This window comes from Stenotrophomonas maltophilia, assembly GCF_025642255.1.
Classification (GTDB): Bacteria; Pseudomonadota; Gammaproteobacteria; order Xanthomonadales; family Xanthomonadaceae; genus Stenotrophomonas; species Stenotrophomonas maltophilia_P.
The window spans coordinates 1,269,756-1,289,914 of the sequence record NZ_CP106759.1 but is presented as its reverse complement, the minus strand read 5'-3'; the positions used below and the strand labels follow the sequence as shown (position 1 = coordinate 1,289,914).

General features: G+C 68.2%; 15 protein-coding genes. 3 read left to right on the top strand and 12 right to left on the bottom strand.

What is annotated here, in order from left to right; genetic code table 11:
• Positions 1 to 7 precede the first annotated feature (7 nt).
• From emrA to emrR, 3 genes are read right to left on the bottom strand one after another with little or no spacing between them, the layout of a single operon-like run.
• The gene (gene emrA / locus N8888_RS05955) at positions 8 to 1,186 is read right to left on the bottom strand and encodes a multidrug efflux MFS transporter periplasmic adaptor subunit EmrA (RefSeq protein ID WP_053518354.1); all 1,179 of its coding nucleotides are present in this window, start codon (positions 1,184 to 1,186) and stop codon (positions 8 to 10) included.
• 11 nt (positions 1,187 to 1,197) lie between these two features.
• Positions 1,198 to 2,691, bottom strand: a complete 1,494-nt coding sequence (emrC, locus tag N8888_RS05950) for a multidrug efflux transporter outer membrane subunit EmrC (protein WP_263177871.1) — start codon at positions 2,689 to 2,691, stop codon at positions 1,198 to 1,200.
• Positions 2,688 to 3,131, bottom strand: a complete 444-nt coding sequence (emrR, locus tag N8888_RS05945) for a multidrug efflux system transcriptional regulator EmrR (protein WP_053518351.1) — start codon at positions 3,129 to 3,131, stop codon at positions 2,688 to 2,690. Before emrR ends, emrC begins: the two co-directional genes overlap by 4 nt.
• A 144-nt stretch (positions 3,132 to 3,275) precedes the next feature.
• On the opposite strand from emrR, the gene N8888_RS05940 reads away from it, so the two are divergent.
• Both N8888_RS05940 and parC read left to right on the top strand, forming a co-directional pair.
• Positions 3,276 to 4,184, top strand: a complete 909-nt coding sequence (locus N8888_RS05940; protein WP_065181185.1) for a helix-turn-helix domain-containing protein — start codon at positions 3,276 to 3,278, stop codon at positions 4,182 to 4,184.
• Positions 4,185 to 4,243: 59 nt separating this feature from the next.
• Positions 4,244 to 6,487 (top strand): DNA topoisomerase IV subunit A, encoded by a 2,244-nt coding sequence (parC, locus tag N8888_RS05935; RefSeq protein ID WP_053518348.1) that lies wholly within the window; start codon positions 4,244 to 4,246, stop codon positions 6,485 to 6,487.
• 210 nt (positions 6,488 to 6,697) lie between these two features.
• Here the strand turns inward: parC and bfr are convergent, their stop codons facing one another.
• Positions 6,698 to 7,186, bottom strand: a complete 489-nt coding sequence (bfr, locus tag N8888_RS05930) for a bacterioferritin (protein ID WP_053518345.1) — start codon at positions 7,184 to 7,186, stop codon at positions 6,698 to 6,700.
• A 123-nt stretch (positions 7,187 to 7,309) separates the two neighbouring features.
• On the opposite strand from bfr, the gene N8888_RS05925 reads away from it, so the two are divergent.
• A complete protein-coding gene (locus N8888_RS05925) occupies positions 7,310 to 9,637 on the top strand; it encodes a penicillin acylase family protein (protein WP_263177870.1) in 2,328 nt (775 codons plus the stop codon).
• An 82-nt stretch (positions 9,638 to 9,719) separates the two neighbouring features.
• Here N8888_RS05925 and N8888_RS05920 read toward each other — a convergent pair whose 3' ends face one another.
• From N8888_RS05920 to map, 8 genes are all read right to left on the bottom strand, one after another.
• The gene (locus N8888_RS05920; RefSeq protein ID WP_263177869.1) at positions 9,720 to 11,108 is read right to left on the bottom strand and encodes a cation:proton antiporter domain-containing protein; all 1,389 of its coding nucleotides are present in this window, start codon (positions 11,106 to 11,108) and stop codon (positions 9,720 to 9,722) included.
• A gap of 82 nt (positions 11,109 to 11,190) precedes the next feature.
• Positions 11,191 to 12,882, bottom strand: a complete 1,692-nt coding sequence (asnB, locus tag N8888_RS05915; protein ID WP_053518338.1) for an asparagine synthase B — start codon at positions 12,880 to 12,882, stop codon at positions 11,191 to 11,193.
• A gap of 366 nt (positions 12,883 to 13,248) precedes the next feature.
• Positions 13,249 to 14,376 carry a succinyl-diaminopimelate desuccinylase gene (gene dapE, locus N8888_RS05910; protein WP_263177868.1) on the bottom strand — a complete coding sequence of 376 codons (1,128 nt, stop codon included), beginning with the start codon at positions 14,374 to 14,376 and terminating at the stop codon, positions 13,249 to 13,251.
• Positions 14,373 to 14,744 (bottom strand): arsenate reductase, encoded by a 372-nt coding sequence (locus N8888_RS05905; RefSeq protein ID WP_180875666.1) that lies wholly within the window; start codon positions 14,742 to 14,744, stop codon positions 14,373 to 14,375. The genes dapE and N8888_RS05905 overlap by 4 nt, the downstream gene beginning before the upstream one ends.
• Before the next feature lie 31 nt (positions 14,745 to 14,775).
• On the bottom strand, positions 14,776 to 15,642 hold the full coding sequence (locus tag N8888_RS05900) for a hypothetical protein (RefSeq protein ID WP_263177867.1): 867 nt from the start codon (positions 15,640 to 15,642) through the stop codon (positions 14,776 to 14,778).
• A 2-nt stretch (positions 15,643 to 15,644) separates the two neighbouring features.
• Positions 15,645 to 16,694 (bottom strand): 2,3,4,5-tetrahydropyridine-2,6-dicarboxylate N-succinyltransferase, encoded by a 1,050-nt coding sequence (dapD, locus tag N8888_RS05895; protein WP_263177866.1) that lies wholly within the window; start codon positions 16,692 to 16,694, stop codon positions 15,645 to 15,647.
• Entirely contained in the window at positions 16,694 to 19,306 is a 2,613-nt protein-coding gene (locus N8888_RS05890) for a [protein-PII] uridylyltransferase (RefSeq protein WP_429001219.1), read from the bottom strand. The genes dapD and N8888_RS05890 overlap by 1 nt, the downstream gene beginning before the upstream one ends.
• Positions 19,307 to 19,326: 20 nt before the next feature.
• Positions 19,327 to 20,103 (bottom strand): type I methionyl aminopeptidase, encoded by a 777-nt coding sequence (gene map, locus N8888_RS05885; RefSeq protein ID WP_111185881.1) that lies wholly within the window; start codon positions 20,101 to 20,103, stop codon positions 19,327 to 19,329.
• Positions 20,104 to 20,159: the final 56 nt, after the last annotated feature.

Genomic DNA, 20,159 nt, shown 5'->3' with positions numbered 1-20,159 from the left:
GGCGACCTCAGCCCACCTTCGACTGCTGCGGCACGTTGCCCTGGATGATCGAGTGGATCACCTCGTCGGCATCATGCAGCTGCTTGGCATAGACGTCGGTGTCGAACACCGTGCCCTTGGCCGGGGCGCTCGGCAGCACCTCGCCCTTCTGGTCGCGCAGGCTCACCTCGGCCTTCATCGACAGGCCGATACGCAACGGATGTTCGGCAAGCTGCTTGGCATCGATGGCGATGCGCACCGGAACGCGCTGCACGATCTTGATCCAGTTGCCGCTGGCGTTCTGCGCCGGCAGCAGCGAGAACGCCGAGCCGGTCCCCAGACCCAGGCTCTGCACGCGGCCCTTGTACTTCACATCGCCGGCGTACAGGTCAGACTTCAGCTCCACTTCCTGGCCCAGGCGCATGTGGCGCAGCTGGGTTTCCTTGAAGTTGGCCTCGACCCACATCTGCTCGGTCGGCACCACGGCCATCAGTGCGGCACCCGGCTGCACACGCTGGCCCACCTGCACCGAGCGACGGGCCACATAACCGGTGACCGGCGCGACGATGCCGGCGCGGGCATTGTTGAGGTAGGCCTGGCGCAGCTGCGCGGCGGCCGCCTGCACGTCGGGCTGGGTGGCGATCACCGTATCGTCGACCAGCGCACGGTTGCGCTCGACGGTCTCGCGCGAACCGGCCACCGCTGCTTCCGCCGCCGCCAGCTCATCGCGGGCATGGGCGAGTTCTTCGTTGGAGATGGCACCGGTGGCGGCCAGATCCCTGCGGCGGGCGAAGTCCTCGCGCACGCGCTTCAGGGTCACCTGACGGGCATTCAGGTCTGCCTGCGCGCCTTCCACGCTGCGATACAGGCCACGGGTCTGGCGAACGGTCTTGGCCAGGTTGGCTTCAGCCTGCTGCAGGGCCACGGACGTATCGGCCGGGTCCAGCTGCACCAGCAGCTGGCCACGCTCCACGCGCATGCCGTCATCGGCATTGATGGCGACCACGGTGCCTGCCACCAGCGGGGTGATCTGTACAAGGTTGCCCTGCACGTAGGCATCGTCGGTTTCTTCGAACCAACGGCCGAACATGAAATACCACAGCGCCAGTGCGGCAAGCAGCAGCACGACGATGACGAACAGGCCCCGCAGCAGGTTGCTGCGGCGGTTGGAGGCGGCCGGGGCCGCAGTGTCTTGGGTCTGGCTCATGGCGGGGATCTTCAGGAATGCGAGGAATCGGAATGGGAGGCAAGCGGCGCGCGATCGGCATCACTGGGCTGGAAGCCCCCGCCCAGCGCTTTGCTCAGGCGCACCGAGGTCTGCACCTGCTGCGACTGCAGGCTGGCCAGCTGCTGTTGTGACTGCAGCAGGGTGGACTGTGCGGACAGCACATCCAGGTAGCTGCCGATGCCGGCGCGGTAACGCTGCCCGGCCAGGTCGAACGCTGCACGCGCCGTGTCCACGGCCTGCTGCTGCGACTGCGCCTGCTGCGCCAGCGAGCGCACCGCATTGACCTGGTCGGCCACGTCGCGCAGTGCGTCAAGCACCGCCTGGTTGTAACTGGCCACCGCCAGGTCGTACTGCGCATCGGTGTCGGCCAGGTTGGCGCGCAGCTTGCCGCCTTCGAAGATCGGCAGGCTCAGCGCCGGGCCGATGTAGGCGAAGGTGGAACTGCTCTGCAGCAGATCGCCGACATTCGGCGCAACCACGCCGGCCAGGGCGGTCAGGTTGAGGCTCGGGTAGAACTTCGTCCTGGCGACCTTGATCTGCTTGTTGGCCGCTTCCACGCGCCAGCGTGCGGCGACGATGTCAGGACGACGGCCGAGCAGCTCGCTGGGCAGCACGCCTGGCAGCTGCAGGGCCGTCGGATTCAACGGATGCGGACGCTCGATCGTCAGGCCACGGTCGGGGCCCTTGCCGACCAGGGCAGCCAATGCGGTGCGGGCGGCGTCGATACGTTGCTGCGCGGCCTGCACCTGCTGTTGCGCGGCGGGCACGCGGGCTTCGGCCTGGCGCACCTGCAGATCGCTGTCGATGCCAGCGCGGCGACGCTGCCGGGTCAGTTCCAGCGACTTCTGCGACCGCGTCAGTTCTTCCTCGGCGACATCGTCGAGCTGCCACGCGTAAGCAAGGTCCGCATAGGCCTGGGCGATGCCGGTGGACAGATTCAGGCGTGCGGCCTGGGCCTCCACGGTGGCGGCATGCGCGCCATCCACGGCCGCTTCCCAGGCGGCGCGCTTGCCGCCCCACAGGTCGATGCCGTAGCTGAAGTCGAAAGCGACCTGGCTGCTGCCTGCGTAGTGGCCACCGATCTCGTCGCCGGCCATCGACTCGGGCAGGCGAAGCCCGGTATAGCCGCCGGAAACGGAGAGACTGGGCAGGCGGTCAGCGCGTGCGGTACCGACCTTGGCCTGCGCCTGGCGCAGACGTGCGTCGGCGGCGTCCAGGCTCGGATGACCGGCCAGGCCTTCGGCGATCAGCGCGTCCAGCTGCGCATCGCCCAATGCCTTCCACCAGTCCTGTGCGGGGAAGCCGGTGGCACTGAGATCGGTGTCGGCCAGGGTGCGCTCGCTGTGCAGGCTGTCCACATCGAGCAGGCGGGCCTGCGGTTCGAGGCCGCGGCTGCTGGCACAGGCGGCCAGCGCCAGCGCCAGCGCCGACAGCAGCAGCGCGCGCCCGGACCGGCGGAATGAGGAATGCGGGATCGGGTTCATGGGGTCGTCAGGGAATCGCGGATTCGGGTCAGGAGGGACAACAGCAGCGTGCGCTCGTCGGCGGACAGATCGCGCAGGGCGTAATCCATCACCGCGTCGCCGCGCAGCTTCAAGCGCGCCCACAGTGCGCGGCCTTCATCGGTCAGCACGATCTGCAGCGCACGGCGGTCCTGCGCATGTGCCTCGCGGCGAACGCAGCCCAGGGCTTCGAGCTTGTCCAGCAGGCGGGTGACGGCACTGGGTACCTGGTCGATGGCCTGGGCCAGTTCGTTGGCGGTACAGGGGGCCATGTTCGAGAGCACCTTCAACCCGATGTAGTGGGTGAAGCCGATGCCCAGGTCTTCTTCGGCCATGGACGCGTCAAGCTGGCGGACCAGGCCGTCGCGCACCTGGCGCAGCAGCAGGCCGAAGCTGGGGGGAGTGGTTGCAGGACAGATCATGGGAGTGCATTCTCTTCCAAAAAAAATATTTCTCAATGGAAATATTCGATCTGGCATCGAATGCTGTGTTGCAGCAGCGGGCTGGATCAGTGAAGGCGCCTACCTTAATGGCGCCACGGATGGCCCGGTAGTACCATCAAGCCAATGAATGACACATTCCAGCCATCGGACAGGATGAACAAGGGGGACATCGCCCCGGCCCGGCAGTTGCTGCGCAACGAGGCGCTGGACTGGTTCGAGCGCAACGATGGCCCGCCGGTCGTCGGCTTCCGCTTCGACAGTCCGCAGGGGCTCGCCCGTGAAGTCGACTGGCACCATCACCAGCGTGCGCAGCTGATCTGCGTCGAACGCGGCCTGCTGACCACCCGCACCTCGCATGGAACGTGGTCGCTGGCGCCCGGTTCGGCCGGCTGGATGCCGCCCTTGGAACCTCACACGGTCGCTCTGGACGGCCCGCTGCGTGGCTGGGGCATGGCGCTGGCCGCGCCGGCCTGCACTGCCCTTCCCGCCGCCCCCTGCGTGCTGGGCCTGTCCAGGCTGGCGCAGGCACTGGCGGACCGGATCTGCAGCTGGTCGCTCGACCAGGTCGCCACGCCCGAGCACCAGCACATCATCGAGGTTCTGCTGGATGAGATCCGCACCGCGCCGCGCCAGCGCATGCACCTGCCGATGCCGCACGATCGGCGCCTGCTGAAGATCGCCTCGCAGCTGCTGGCCGATCCCTCCGACGAGCGCAGCCTGGCCGAATGGGCGCATTGGGCCGGGCTTTCGCCGCGCAGCCTGACCCGCCACTTCCGCGACGAGACCACGCTGAGCTTCGCGCAGTGGCGCCAGCAGGCCCGTCTGTCCGAAGCGCTGCGGCAGCTGACCGATGGCCGCAGCGTGGCCGATATCGCCCATGCGCTGGGCTTCAGCAGCGCCAGCGCCTTCGTCACCGTGTTCCGCCGCCATTTCGGCCTGCCGCCCGGGCGCTACCTGGCGCGGGCCGGGAATGGACTGGAAACCGGCCTGGACCCTGCGCGCGGCTTGGCATCCCCGGCCGCATCCGGATAATCACAGGATTGCGAGCGGCGACCGCCGTCGCCGCCTCCCGACATAGGTAACAACGCCGCATGACCGAACTTGCCCGCCCCGTGTTCCACGGATTCGAACAACTGCCGTTGCGCGAGTACGCCGAACGCGCCTACCTCGACTACTCGATGTACGTGGTCCTGGACCGCGCCCTGCCGTTCGTCGGCGACGGCCTGAAGCCGGTGCAGCGCCGCATCATCTATTCGATGAGCGAGCTGGGGCTGAATGCCGCGTCCAAGCCGAAGAAGTCCGCACGCACCGTCGGTGACGTCATCGGTAAATACCACCCGCACGGCGACAGCGCGTGCTACGAGGCGCTGGTGCTGATGGCCCAGCCGTTCTCCTACCGCTATCCGCTGATCGAGGGCCAGGGCAACTTCGGCTCCAGCGACGACCCGAAGTCGTTCGCGGCGATGCGCTACACCGAATCCAAGCTGACCCCCATCGCCGAGGTGCTGCTGGGCGAGCTGGGCCAGGGCACCACCGACTGGGCGCCCAACTTCGATGGCACGCTGCAGGAGCCGACGTGGATGCCGGCCCGCCTGCCGCACCTGCTGCTTAACGGCACCACGGGCATCGCCGTGGGCATGGCCACCGATGTGCCGCCGCACAACCTCAACGAGATCGTCAGCGCGCTGCTGCACCTGCTGGACGATCCGGATGCCACCGTGCGCGACCTGTGCGAGCACGTGAAAGGCCCGGACTATCCCTCCAGCGCCGAGATCATCACGGCCGCCAACGATCTGCGCACCCTGTACGAGACCGGCAACGGCAGCGTGCGTGCGCGCGCGACGTTCAGCCGTGAAGCCGGCAACATCGTGGTCACCGCACTGCCGTTCCAGGTATCGCCCTCGAAGGTGATCGAGCAGATCGCCGCGCAGATGCGCGCCAAGAAGCTGCCGTGGCTGGAAGACATCCGCGATGAATCCGACCACGCCAATCCGGTGCGGGTGGTGCTGGTGCCGCGCTCGAACCGCGTCGATGCCGAGCAGCTGATGGGCCACCTGTTCGCCACCACCGACCTGGAGCGCAGCTACCGCGTCAACCTCAACGTGATCGGGCTGGACGGCCGTCCGCAGGTGAAGAACCTGAAGATGCTGCTCAGCGAATGGCTGACGTTCCGCAGCAACACCGTCACCCGCCGCCTGCAGCATCGCCTGCAGAAGGTCGAACGCCGCCTGCACCTGCTGGAAGGTCTGCTGGTGGCCTTCCTCAACCTGGACGAGGTGATCCATATCATCCGTACCGAGGACGAACCGAAGGCCGCACTGATCGCGCGCTTCGGCCTGTCCGAAGAACAGGCCGAGTACATCCTGGAGACCAAGCTGAAGCAGCTGGCCCGCCTGGAGGAAATGAAGATCCGCGGCGAGCAGGACGAGCTGGCCAAGGAACGCGAGAAGATCATCGGCATCCTCGACAGCAAGGCCAAGCTGAAGAAGCTGATCCGCGACGAGCTGCAAGCCGATGCGAAGAAGTTCGGCGACGAGCGCCGCTCGCCGCTGGTCCAGCGCCAGGCGGCGCAGGCCATCGACGAGACCGAACTGGTGCCGAGCGAGCCGATGACGGTGGTGCTGTCGCAGAAGGGCTGGATCCGCGCCGCCAAGGGTCATGACGTGGACGCGTCGGCCCTGTCCTATCGCGATGGCGATGCGCTGCAGGGCGCCGTGCGCGCGCGCAGCACCCAGCAGGTCGCATTCCTGGACAGCGAAGGCCGGGCCTATTCAACGGCGGTGCACACCCTGCCTTCTGCGCGGGGCAACGGCGAGCCACTGACCGGCCGTTTCTCGCCGGCGCCCGGCACCAGCTTCGTCACCCTGGCCAGCGCCGAGCCGGACGCACGCTTCGTGCTCGCGTCCAGCCATGGCTACGGCTTCGTCACCCGCTTCGAGAACTTGATCGGCCGCAACAAGGCCGGCAAGGCGATGCTGAACCTGTCCGCCGGCTCGTCGGTGCTGCCACCGGCGGTGGTCGCCAATGTCGAGAGCGACCGCATCGTGGCGGTGACCAGCTCGGGCAACCTGCTGGCGATTCCGGCCAGCGATCTGCCCGAACTGGACAAGGGCAAGGGCAACAAGATCATCGAGATCCCCAAGGCCAAGCTGGCCACGGAACGCGTGGTCGCCATCGTGGCGATCGGGCCGGGGCAGACCCTGCAGGTGCGCGCCGGCCAGCGCACGATGGGCCTGAAGTTCAACGAGCTCGATGCCTACCTCGGCGCGCGGGCGACCCGCGGCCACCTGCTGCCGCGTGGCTGGCAGAAGGTCGAAGGCCTGTCAGTGGAATGACGCAGCGGGGTCGGATCCCTTTCCAACGGAAAGGGCTCTGACCCCAGCTCTGCCCGCCGGGCATGGCCCGGCGCTACCGAAACGCAGCACCAGACACGAAAAAGCCGGGGCATTCCCCGGCTTTTTCGTTGTCGGCTGGCGGGCGGTGGAGCGGCTGGCGGGCGAAGGCTGGCGAGCGATGCTCCGGTGCTGGCGGGCGACGGTACCGGTTCAGTGCGCCGGGGCGCCGCTGCCGTCGATCTTGCTCAGCTGGTACAGCTCCAGGCCGATGCGCTTGATCAGGCCCAGCTGCTGCTCCAGCCACCAGGCGTGGTCCTCTTCGGTGTCCTTCAGCTGCGCCAGCAGGATGTCGCGGCTCACGTAGTCGCCCTTCTCTTCGCACAGCTTCATGCCGGCGGCGAGGTTGTTGCGCACGGCGTACTCGGTGTCCAGATCCTTCTGCAGCATCTCCTCCACCGTCGTACCCGGCTCGGTCAGGTGCGGGCGCATGTCAGGATCACCGCCAAGGAACAGGATGCGGCGCAGCAGCGCGTCGGCATGCTGGGTCTCTTCCTCCATCTCGTGGTTCAGGCGCTCATACAGCGCGAACAGGCCCTGGTCCTCGTAACGGCGGGAGTGGATGAAGTACTGGTCACGCGCGGCAAGCTCGCCGCGCAGCAGTTCCTTCAGGCAGGCGATGACGTCCGGGTTGCCTTTCATGGGGGGCTCCTGTGAATCGATGCGGCATAGGGTGCCCCATTTCGGGATACGGTGATCTAATCGGAATCAGTCGCAGTTGCGCCTGCGGCTACAATCGGCCCCGGCGTTCGGAAAGGACCTGCAATGCGACGTACATGGCGTTGGCTGCTCGGCGTGCTGATCGCCACCCTGCTGGTGGTGGCCCTGGCAGCGTGGCTGCTGCTGCGCGGCAGCCTGGCCGATCTGGAAGGTGAACATGCCCTGCCCGGCCTAAGCGCAGCAGTCACTGTCGAGCGCGACGCGCTGGGCGTGGTCACCATCACCGCGGGCAGCCAGGCCGACGCCATGCGTGCGCTCGGCCGTGTCCACGCGCAGGAGCGCTACTTCGAGATGGACCTGATGCGGCGCAGCGCAGCCGGCGAACTGGCTGCGCTGTTCGGCCCGAAGGCCATCGAGGTGGACAAGCGCATGCGGGTTCATCGCCTGCGCGCGCGGACCGAAGCCCATCTGGAGGCCGCCCTTGGCAGCAACGCCGCGGCGGTAAACGCGTATGTCGAAGGGGTCAACCAGGGCCTGGCCGATCTCTCCGTGCGCCCATGGGCCTACCTGCTGCTGCGGCAGGCGCCGCAGCCATGGACCGCCAGCGACAGCGTGCTGGCCGGGCTGGCCATGTATGCCGACCTGCAGGATCCGGGCAACCGGACTGAACTGGCGCTCAGCCGCATCCAGGCGGTGGTGCCACCGGCGCTGCATGCGCTGATCGCGCACCAGGGCAGCGAATGGGATGCGCCCCTGTTCGGCGAGCCGCGCGGCAATGCCCTGCTGCCCGATGCAGGGCAACTGGATCTGCGCACGCTGGCCGCCTCGGCCGCCCCCGTGCCGGTGGAAACCGGCGCAGTGGGCAGCAACAACTTCGCCGTGGCCGGCGCCCTCACTGCCGATGGCCGTGCGATCGTTGCCGACGACATGCACCTGGGCCTGCGTGCACCCGGTCTCTGGTTCCGCGTGCGCCTGCGCTATCCCGATCCGCAGGCGGCCGATGGCCAGGTCGACATCAGTGGCTTCTCGCTGCCCGGTCTACCGGCCGTCATCGTCGGCAGCAACGGGCACATCGCCTGGGGATTCACCAACAGCTACATCGACACCGCGGATTTCCGCAACGAACCGGCCACTGCCCCGGTGACGGTGCACGAAGAGCGCATCGCCGTGGCCGGCCAGGATGACGTGGTGTTCCCGGTGCGCGAGACCGCCTGGGGGCCGATCCTGCACACCCACGCCGATGGCAGCGGCGACGCACTGCGCTGGGTCGCACATCTGCCCGGCGCGGTGCGCCTGGATTTCGCCGACATGGCCCGCGCGGGCGACCTGGACCAGGCCCTGCGCGTGGCCGACCGCGCCGGCATTCCTGCACAGAACCTGGTGATCGGCGACCGCAGCGGGCGCATCGCCTGGCGTCTGATCGGCGCCCGTCCGGACCGTGGCCCCGGATGTGCGGCGGCCGGTTACGCGCCAGCCCGCAATGACGCCTGCGCACCCTGGTCGCTGCGCAGCGACGCTGCCCCCGCATTGATCGATCCCGCCGACCACCGTCTGTGGACGGCCAACGGCCGCGTGCTGGACGGCGCAGCCCTGGCAGTGGCCGGCAATGGCGGCTACGACCTTGGCGCCCGCGCGCGGCAGATCCGCGACCTGCTGGCGGTCCAGGACCGTTTCGATGAGCACGACCTGCTGGCGATCCAGCTCGATGACCGCGCGGTAATGCTGCAACGCTGGTGGGCGCTGCTGCAGCAGATCACCGCACACAGCAGCGACCCTGCACTGCAGCGCCTGCATGAAGCCAATGCGCACTGGGAAGGACGGGCATCGGTGGACTCGGTGAGCTATCGCATCACCCGCGGCTTCCGTGGCAAGGTGCTCGATGCGGTCGAAGGCGCGCTGCTCGCGCCTGCCCGCGCACAGCTGGGCGCCGACTACCTGCCGCCGCGGCTGCCCGAGCTGGAAGGCGTGGTCTGGCCGATGCTGGAACAGCGCCCGGCACATCTGCTGCCACCCGGTATCGACAGCTGGGATGCGTTGCTGGCGAAGGCCGCACGTGAGCTGGAAGCAGATCTTGCCGGCCAGGGACCGCTGGCCCAGCGCCGCTGGGGAGAGCGCAACACCGCGTCGATCTGCCACCCGGTCAGTCGCGCCCTGCCCGCCTTCGCACGCCGCGCGTTGTGCATGCCGGCCGAGCCGTTGCCCGGCGACCGCGACATGCCACGGGTGCAGGCCCCGGATTTCGGTGCTTCGCAGCGGATGGTTGTCTCCCCCGGTCACGAAGCCGACGGCATCGTGCACATGCCCGGTGGCCAGAGTGGCCACCCGCTGTCCCCCTACTGGGGCGCGGGCCACGAAGACTGGGTGCATGGCCGCCCCTCGCCGTTCCTGCCGGGCAAGGCCCAGCACGTGATGACGCTGGTGCCGGCGAGATAGAGGGGTAGCGCCGGGCCATGCCCGGCGAGCGCGCAGCGCGGACGGACAGCAAAGCCGCCGGGCATGGCCCGGCGCTACCGGCTCAGGTGCGGCGGCGCTCGATCAGGTTCAACAACGGCCCGGTCATCGCAGTGGTCACCAGTGCCATGACCACCAGCACCGCGAACAGGCGATCCCCGAGCAGGCCCAGCTCATAGCCCAGGTTGAGCACGATCAGTTCCATCAGGCCGCGCGTGTTCATCAGCGCTCCCAGCCGCCATGCCTCGCGGGCCGGCAGGCCGGTGCTGCGGGCGGCACTGAATGTGCCCAGCAGCTTGCCGGCCGTGGCCACCGCGATCACCACCAGGCACAGCACGATGTCGCCGGCGTGCAGTGCGTCGGCGCGCATGCGCAGGCCGGTCATGGCGAAGAACAGGGGCAGCAGCAGGGTCACCGCGAACGGCTCGACGCGGGCCATCAGCAGTGCGCGCAGCGGCGCATTGGATGACACCGCCACGCCCGCAGCGAATGCACCGAACAACGCATGGATGCCCAGCATCTCGGTCACCAACGCACTGGCCAGCGACAACAGCAGGATGCCCAGCAACCACCGTCCTTCGCGTCCTGCCACGACCTGCTGGCGGGCAAACCACGGTCTCACCAGGCCAAGCATCAGCACCACGAAGGCCACCACGCCCAGCAGGTTGAGGCTTGCCGGCAGCCAGCCACCAGCCTGTGCAGCCGCCACGATCAGCGCCAGCAGGCACCAGGCCGTGGCGTCGCCGAGTGCCGCGCAGGCAATGGCGGTCTGTCCCAGCGGCGTATGGGTGATGCCGCGATCGGCGAGGATCCGCAGCAGCACCGGGAATGCCGTGATGCTCATCGATATCCCGACGAACAGCGCGAAGGACGTGAAGCCCACGCCCTGCGGACCGTGCTGCGGGTACAGCCAGATCGCCAGGGCCACGCCCAGCATGAATGGCACGGCGATACCGGCATGGCTGACGGTGAACGCGAACCGCCGTCGTCCGCGCAGTGCGGCCAGGTCGAGTTCGGCACCGGCCACCAGCAGAAACATCAGCACACCCAGCTGGCTGAGCAGGCCCAACGGCGCCAGCGACGCCGCCGGGAACAGCGCGCCATGCAACTGCGGCAACAGGCTGCCCAGCACCAACGGGCCCATCATCAGGCCTGCCGCCATTTCGCCGATCACCGCCGGCTGGCCGAAGCGCTTGAGCAGCGCTCCCGCGCCCTTGGCCACCAGCAGCAGGACCAGCAGCTGCAGCAGGAACAGGCCCAGCGGCGATGACAGATGCCGGGCCCAGCTGCCTTCGTCGGCAACCGTGGCGCGTGCGACCGCTTCAGGCGCCGCCGGCCCGGCATACCGCGCCAGCAGCAGGCCGGCCAGCAACGGCAGCCCGGCCCAGGCCACGTAGCGCCACCCCCACTTCATCGGCGGCGCCCGGCCCTCGCTCTGTACGTCCATGAACATTCCCCAATGTGCAGGGGGGCGATGATACGTCCTTGCCTGCGCCGACGCTGCGCGCCCGCCGGTCGTGGCCTGGCGCTGCCGGTCACGCCAGGGCCTGCTCGTGTACCCCGGCAATCGCCCGGCCGGACGGATCGGCCGCTGCGGCGAAACTCGCGTCCCAGGCAATCGCGGCCGGCGAGGAACAGGCGATCGATTTTCCACCCGGGACCGTTTCGGCCGCGGCCCTGCTCGGGAAGAACTGTTCGAACAGGTGGCGATAGTAGTACGCCTCCTTGGTCTGCGGCGGGTTGTGAGGGAAGCGCTTGTCGGCGGCGGCCAGTACCCGGTCGCTGACCTGCGCCTCGGCGTGCGCCTTCAATCCGTCGATCCAGCCATAGCCGACGCCATCGCTGAACTGCTCCTTCTGGCGCCACAGGATGCTGTCCGGCAGATAGCCATCGAACGCTTCACGCAACACCGCCTTCTCGATACGGCGACCGCCGAAGCCGCTGCCGACCATCTTGTGCGCGGCGTCGATGCGCATCGCCACATCGAGGAAGTCGCGGTCCAGGAACGGCACGCGGGGCTCCACGCCCCAGGCCATCATTGACTTGTTGGCACGCAGGCAATCGTAGTTGTGCAGGGCATCGAGCTTGCGCACCAGCTCCTGGTGGAATTCGCGCGCGTCCGGTGCCTTGTGGAAGTACAGGTAGCCGCCGAAGATCTCGTCGCTGCCTTCGCCGGACAACACCATCTTCACCCCCATCGCCTTGATCCGCCGTGCCAGCAGGAACATCGGCGTGGACGCGCGGATGGTGGTGACATCGTAGGTTTCGATATGGCGGATCACCTCGGGGAGCACGTCGAGGCCTTCCTCGAAGGTGTACTCGAAGCCGTGGTGCACGGTGCCCAGCGCTTCGGCGGCGACGGCGGCGGCGGCCAGATCGGGCGATCCCTTCAGCCCGATCGCGAACGAATGCAGGCGCGGCCACCAGGCTTCGCTCTGGCCGCCATCTTCGATGCGGCGGCGGGCATAGCGGGCGGCGACGGCGGCCACCAGCGACGAATCCAGTCCACCGGACAGCAGCACGCCGTACGGCACGTCGCTCATCAGCTGGCGTTCCACTGCATGTTCAAAGGCCTGTCGCAGCTCGGCCAGATCGGCCTGGCGCCCTTCAACGTCCGCATACTCGCGCCAGGGCTGCTGGTAGTAGCGCACCAGTTCGCCACTGGCACTGTCGTAGTAATGACCCGGCGGGAACTGGGCAACGTCGGCACAGGTATCCACCAACGCTTTCATCTCCGAGGCCACACGCAGGCGCCCCTGCGCGTCGTGCCCCCAGTACAGCGGCACCACGCCGACCGGATCGCGCGCCACCAGTACGCGACCTGCATCGCGGTCCCACAGCGCGAAGGCGAAGATGCCGTTGAGCTGCTCCAGCCAGCGGGACGGCGAGCCTCCCTGCCGGTACAGCGCGTTGATCACCTCGCAGTCCGAGCCGGTCTGGAAGTCGTAGGGGTGGGCCAGCGCGGCCTTGAGCAGCTGATGGTTGTAGATTTCGCCGTTGACCGCCAGCGCCAGCTGACCGTCCGCCGACAACAGCGGCTGCGAGCCACCCGCCGGATCGACGATGGCCAGCCGCTCGTGCACCAGCAGTGCACCTTCATCAAGGTAGACGCCGCTCCAGTCCGGGCCACGATGACGCTGCCGCTGCGACAGCTCCAACGCATGCCGGCGCAGGGCGGGAAGATCATCACCGGCCTGCAGGCCGAAGATTGCGAAGATCGAACACATGGGGGAACTCCTGTTGTCGGTTCTACGAGGGGAAAGGTGTTCGACCGGCCATCCAGGCCCGGGTAGCGCTGCGCCCGGGCACAAAAAAACCCGCATCGGCCGATGCGGGTTTTCTGGTGTCCGGGCGTGTGTTGCTGTCTATCTACCCAGGGCGCAGTCCCGCATCGGCCGCGCACGATTATTCGCGCGCAGATTATTGCGGTTGTTGTTGACGGCGGTGGCCAGGCGGATCGACATGACCCGACCCTAACCCGGTTTCCGGGGCCGCGCAACAGTTGCGTTGGCAACCAGGTGCGTCGTACGCCGGGCATGGCCCGGCGCTACCGTCGGCCAAGGGCGGCGCCGGGCCATGCCCGGCGTCGTGCCTCACACCAGCAGGCGCTCGACCAGCCGCAGGTACAGGCCCGGCAGGGCCTCAAGCTCGTCCACGCGGACGTTCTCATCGACCTGGTGAATGCTGGCGTTGACCGGTCCCACTTCGATGCACTGCGCGCCCAAGGGCGCGATGAAGCGGGCGTCGGACGTTCCGCCACCGGTACTTTCTTCCGGCGCACCGCCGATGTGGTCGGCCAGCACAGCGCGCGCGGCGGCACGCAGCGTGCCTTCGGGCGTGTAGAAAGGCTCGCCGCTGCGGTGCCACTTCAGCGTGTACTGCAGGCCGTGGCGGTCCAGCACCGCGGTGATCTCCGCTTCCAGCTTCGGCGCATCCCAATGCGGGTTGTAGCGGACGTTGAAATCCACTTCCAGCTCGCCCGGAATCACGTTGTTGGCACCGGTGCCGGCATGGATGTTGGAGATCTGCAGGCTGGTCGGCGGAAAGCTCTCGTAACCCTCGTCCCAGCGCCGCGCACTCAGTTCGGCCAACGCCGGCGCCGCCTGGTGGATCGGGTTGCGCGCCTTCTCCGGGTAGGCCACATGGCCCTGCACGCCCTGCACGCGCAACTTCGCCGACAGGCTGCCGCGGCGGCCGACGCGGAGCAGATCGCCCAGCGTTGCGGTCGACGAGGGTTCGCCGGTGATGCACCAGTCGATGCGCTGGCCGCGCTCTGCGAACAGGCGCGCGACATGGCGCACGCCGTCGATCGCATCGCCCTCCTCGTCACTGGTCAGCAGCACCGCCAGCGTTCCCGCGTGATACGGGTGGGCTGCGGCGAACTGCTCGGCCGCGATCACGAACGCGGCTACGCTGCCCTTCATGTCGGCCGCGCCACGGCCGTACAGCACGCCATCGCGGATCTGCGGGACGAACGGATCGCTCTGCCAGGCCTCGCGCGGTCCCGGTGGCACCACGTCGGTGTGGCCCAGCAGGACCAGCACCGGCGCACCGCTGCCATGGGTCGCCCACAGGTTGTCGACGTCGCCCAGGCGCAGGTGCTCGCAGTCGAACCCCGCACGCTGCAGCCGCTCCGCAAGCAGCGCCTGGCAGCCGGCATCGTCCGGCGTGACCGATGGCCGTGCGATCAGCTCGCTGGCCAGGTCCAGCACCGCGCTCACGCGCCACCCACGCCGAAGCGCGCCTTGAACCCGTTGTCGCTGAATCCCTGGCTGACCTTGCCGTCGGACGTCACCACCAGCGGGCGCTTGATCAGCTGCGGGTACTCGCGCAGCAGCAGCTTCCACTCGGCATCGGAGGCGGCCGCCTTGCGGTTGTCCGGCAGCTGCCGCCAGGTGGTCGATGACCGGTTGACCATCGCGGACAGGCCGCCCAGCTGCGCGGCCCACTCGACCAGCGTTTCCGGGCCGGGCTTGGTCTCGCGGTAGTCGACGAAGGTGTATGGCACGCCGAAGCGGTCCAGCCACTTGGTCGCCTTCTTGCAGGTATCGCAGTTCTTCAATCCGTAGACAGTGGTGCTCATGGCCATCGGCAATGCTGGAAAACAGAGGGTCAGAATCTCACAACAGACGCTCGGACACGACCCGGAACGGCACGCGTGGCAGGTGGAAGGCCAGCCCGTCGGGCAGCGCAACGCCCATCGCCTGCAGGCGTGGGCACTGCAGCGTACCCTGCAGGTGCAGCGGCCGCAGATGGGTCAGCTCCACCGGCAGGTCGATGCGGGTGCTGGCCCAGTGCCCGTCACAGGTACGGGCGATGGCCTCGTCCTGGCAGGTCAGGAAACGCAGCAGGGCGTGATGGCCGCCAAAGGCCGCCGACCACGTGGCATCGTCCCAGCCTGCGGCAACCTGCCACTGCAGTCGAAGCGCCGGCGCGCTGCCGTGCCCACCTTCGATCAGGGTATGGCCGCCGCCATTGGCCTCAAGCACATGTGCGAAGCGCACGGAGAGATGAGGTTGCATGGCATCGCTGAAGGCACGCGCACCGGCGACGAAGGCCAGCTGATCCATCACGTTGCGGTCGAACAGCACGACCGGGGTGCCGTCCGGATCGTCGTCGCGGCGCAGGTACCAGCGCCAGTTGCTCTGCTGCGGCGATGGCATCAGCGCCCGCAGAGGGCCGGCCAGGGCCGGCCCGAAGTGGCCGTGGCGATAGCTGAGGATGGTGTAAGGCGTACGACCGGCATGGACCACGTAGTGATGGCCAGGCGGCGGTGACGGCGCATGACGCACATCGACCCACCAGCTCGCGTAGACCACGTCGCGCACATCGCTGGCCAGCGCCGGCATCGGCCAGCGCCGCGACAGCGCGCGGCGCAGCCGGGTCCAGCGCGGTGCGTGCAGCAGGCGCGGCAGCATCCGCGCGAACACGTTGTCGAACGGATGCCGGTAGATCGCGGACTGCGCCAGGTCGTCCGGCGCAGCCATCGTCAGTCCGCCAGGCCGCGCAGAAGATCGTTGACGCTGGTCTTGCTGCGGGTGCGGGCATCGACCTGCTTGACGATCACCGCGCAGTACAGCGAGTGCGTGCCGTCCTTGCTCGGCAGCGAGCCCGACACCACCACGCTGTACGGCGGGATGTAGCCGTAGGTGATCTCGCCGGTGGCGCGGTTGTAGATGCGGGTGCTCTGGCTGAGGAACACGCCCATGCCGATCACGCTGTGGTGGCCGACCACTACGCCCTCCACCACTTCCGAACGCGCGCCGATGAAGCAATGGTCTTCGATGATGGTCGGGCTGGCCTGCAGCGGTTCGAGCACGCCGCCGATGCCGGCGCCACCGGACAGGTGGCAATGCTGGCCGATCTGCGCACAGGAACCGACGGTGGCCCAGGTATCGACCATCGTGCCCTCGCCGACATGGGCGCCGATGTTGGTGAAGCTCGGCATCAGCACCACATCCTTGCCGAAGTAGGTACCCCGGCGCGCGATCGCGCCCGGCACCACGCGTACCCCGGCACGACGGAACTTCGCTTCGTCGTACCCGGCAAAGCGCGATTCGACCTTGTCCCAGAACGGGGCCGGACGGGCGTCGACCACTGCCATGTCATTGACACGGAAGTACAGCAGCACCGCCTTCTTCAGCCATTCGTTGACCTTCCAGCCCCCCTGCCCGTCCGGCTCGGCGACACGGAACTCGCCGCTTTCCAGGCCGTCGATCACGCGGTTGACCAGCACCCGGGTCGAGCCCTCCAGTTCATGCAGGGTCAGCGTCGCGCGGCGCTCGAAGGCGCTTTCGATACCGAACTTCAGTTCTTCCACGCCCGGCGCGGCCGGCCTGCGCAGCGACTTGCGGGCGATGGTCTCGGCGCGCGCGGCTTCCGCGCTCTTGGCCGGGGCCTTCTTCGGCGCCGGCTTCTTCGCGGAAGCCACCTTCTTCACCGGGGCAACGGTCTTCTTTGCGGCCGTCGCGGCAGTGGTCTTTCGGGCCGCTGCGCTCTTGGCGGTCGCGGCGGTCTTCTTTGCAGGCTTGGTGGCCATCAGGTGGGGTCTCCGGCGTTTCGATCAGGGTCCAGGCAGGCCAGCATCGCGTCATGCAGCTGCTGCCGGGCGGGTTCGGTCAGGGGGAGGTCGTGTTCGTCACTGATCACGAAGGTGTCTTCGGCGCGTTCGCCGAACGTGGCAATGCGCGCGTCATGCACGCGCAGGCCCTGGTTGCGCAGCACGAACGCCACGTCGGCCAGCAGGCCGGGGCGGTCGGGTGCGACCAGGGCGAATCGGGTTGCGCCAGGCTCATCGCGGAACTCGATGCGCGGCACGAAGCGGAAGTGACGCAGCTGCCGCGGCACCACCCGCCGCGACGGGCGCAGACGGCCCAGGTCACCGGCCAGCGCCTCGCGCAGCGCAGCTTCCAGGTTGGCGCTGCTGCCATCGGCGAAGGTATCGGCGGGGCTGACCTCAAAGGTATCGAAGATGGTGCCCGCGGGGCCGTCCAGTACCCGTGCGCGATGGATGCCGTAGCCCTTGCGGTCCAGCGTCATCACGATGGCAGCAAACAGGCCGTCGCGATCCGGCGAATGCACGAACACTTCCAGCGCGGGGTCGTCGACGCTGATGCGGCGCACCTTCACCAGCGCCTGGCCCTGCTTCACCGGCACCAGCGCAGCGGCCTGCCAGGCCAGCTGCTCCGGACGCAGGCGGATGAAGCCTTCATCAGGCATGACGGCGAACTGGCGGTCGATCGTGGCGTCGTCATAGCCCTGTTCGCGTACCAGCGCGCGCACGCTGTCACGCGCCTCGGCAACGCGCTCGGCGGCCGGCGCCGGATGCTCCAGACCCTCGCGCAGTGCGCGCCGCGTGGCGAAGTACAGATCGGCCAGCAGCCGGTCCTTCCAGGCGTTCCACAGCTTGGGGCTGGTGCCGGCGATGTCGGCACAGGTCAGCAGGTACAGGTAGTCGAGGCGGTCGCGGCTGCCGACCAGGGTTGCGAAACGATGGATCACGGCCGGATCGGCGATGTCCTGCTTCTGCGCTGTCACCGACATGCGCAGGTGCTGTTCGACCAGCCACGCCACCAGTTCGGTATCCGAGGCACTGAGCGCATGCGCCTGGCAGAACGCGCGCGCATCCACCGCTCCCAGCTCGGAATGATCGCCGCCGCGGCCCTTGGCAATGTCATGGAACAGCCCGGCCAGCAGCAGCAGCTCCGGCTTGCGCAGCCGCGGCCACACTTCATGCGCGATCGAGAAGCGCTCGTCGGCACGGCTGCTGGCGAACTGGCCGATATTGCGCAGAACCATCAGCGTGTGCTGATCGACGGTGTAGACGTGGAACAGGTCGAACTGCATGCGCCCGCTGACCTGGGCGAACGCGGGAATCCACTGGCCCAGCACACCCAGCCGGGCCATCCGCGAGAGCGTGTCGACCGGGCGCTGGCCACGCAGCAGCGCCATGAACTGCTCACGCGCATCGGCATCGGCCTGGTCATAGGCGGGCAGCAGCGGCAGCGACTCGGCCAGTGCGCGCGCGGTCAGCGAATGCAGGCCACGCACCTGCGGGTTGTTGGCCCAGCCGGCGAACAGGGCGAACACCTGGCCGATGTCGCCGCGCGGCCACGCCGCCTCGTTCGCCGCCAGATAGCCGCGGCGCAGCGAGAAACCCACGGTCAGCGGTTCCGGCAGCGCTTCGCCGTCGAACTGCTCCTCGAAGCGTTGCAGCAGGCGGTCGCTGATCCGGCGCACCACCGAAGCGGCGCGATAGAACCCCTGCATCATCTTCTCGACGCCCAGGTTCTCGGCGTCGTCCTCAAAACCCAGCCGCGCGGCCAGTGTCTTCTGGTAATCGAAGCGGAGGCGCTCCTCCGGCCGCCGTGCCACCAGGTGCAGGCCGAAGCGCAGGCGCGCCAGCACCGCGCGCTCGCGCTGAAGCGCTGCGGCTTCGTCGGCACCCAGATGGCCCAGCCCGACCAGCGCCTCAAGGTCGCGAACGCCGAACGCGCGCAGCGCCATCCACCCCAGCGTATTGAGATCACGCAGCCCGCCGGGGCCATCCTTCAGATCGGGCTCGAGGTTGTCGGCGGTATCGCCGAAACGCTGGTGGCGGTTGCGCAGTTCCTCCAGCTTGGCCAGGAAGAAGGTGCGCGCCGGCCACAGTCCGCTGTCGTCGTCGGTTGCTTCGCGCAGCGCCCGGCGCGCCGCATCGTCGGCCAGGATCGGGCGCGCTTCGATCAGCGCGGTCAGCACGGTCTGGTCGGCGGCCGCCTCGCGGCACTGCGCCGCCGAGCGCACGGCATGGCTGACCGCCAATCCGCAATCCCACAGCAGGGCGAACAACCGCGCCAGGCCCGCTTCGTGGGCGAGCTGCGCTGGCGGCGCGCCGAACACCAGCAGATCGATGTCAGACCGTGGGAACAGCTCCCCACGGCCGTAGCCGCCCACTGCGAACAGGGACAGCCCGCTGTCGGACGGCAGGCAGCGCTGCCACGCCAGCCGGATCAGGTGATCGGCCGCGCGCGCGCGCAGTGCCAGCAGGCGCTCGATGTTGTCGCCCTGGTCGAAACGGCGGTAAAGCCGCGCATCGGCCTGCTGCAAGGCCTGCCGTGCAGCGGAAGCCCAGTCCGGGTCGTTGAGCGACGCGGCCGGCGTGTCCAGCAGCGAACTCGCCGGCAGCATCCTCAGGAGACCTGCGATTCGCCCGGCGACAGGGTCAGCACGTCAACGCCGGTCTCGGTGACCGCGATCATGTGCTCCCACTGCGCCGACAGCTTGCGGTCCTTGGTCACCACGGTCCAGCCATCCGGCAGCACCTTGTTGTAGCGGGTGCCCTCGTTGATCATCGGCTCGATGGTGAAGGTCATGCCCGGCTGCAGCACCAGGCCCTGGCCCGGGCGACCGTAATGCACCACCTGCGGCTCGTCGTGATAGACCTTGCCGATGCCGTGGCCGCAGTACTCGCGCACCACGCTGAAGCGCTCGCCTTCGGCATAGCTCTGGATCGCGTGGCCGATGTCGCCCAGGGTCGCCCCCGGACGTACCGCGCGGATGCCGCGCCACATCGCTTCGTAGGTGGTCTCCACCAGGCGGCGCGCCATCACCGACGGTGTGCCGACGAAGTACATGCGACTGGTATCGCCGTGCCAGCCATCCTTGATGACGGTCACGTCGATGTTGACGATGTCGCCGTCCTTGAGCACCTTGCCTTCGCTCGGGATGCCGTGGCAGATGACATTGTTGACCGAGGTGCACACGGTCTTGGGGAAGCCGCGGTAGCCGACGTTGGCCGGAATGGCGCCCTGCACGTTGACGATATGGTCATGGCAGATGCGGTCCAGTTCCTCGGTGGTGACACCGGGCTTGACGTGGGGGGTGACGATGTCCAGCACTTCGCTGGCCAGGCGGCCGGCGATGCGCATCATCTCGATTTCCTGCGGGGTTTTCAGATTCACGCTCATGGCGCCCATTATCGCCGATCCGGCCGCAATCTGAACGAACGCCACCCAACTGGACG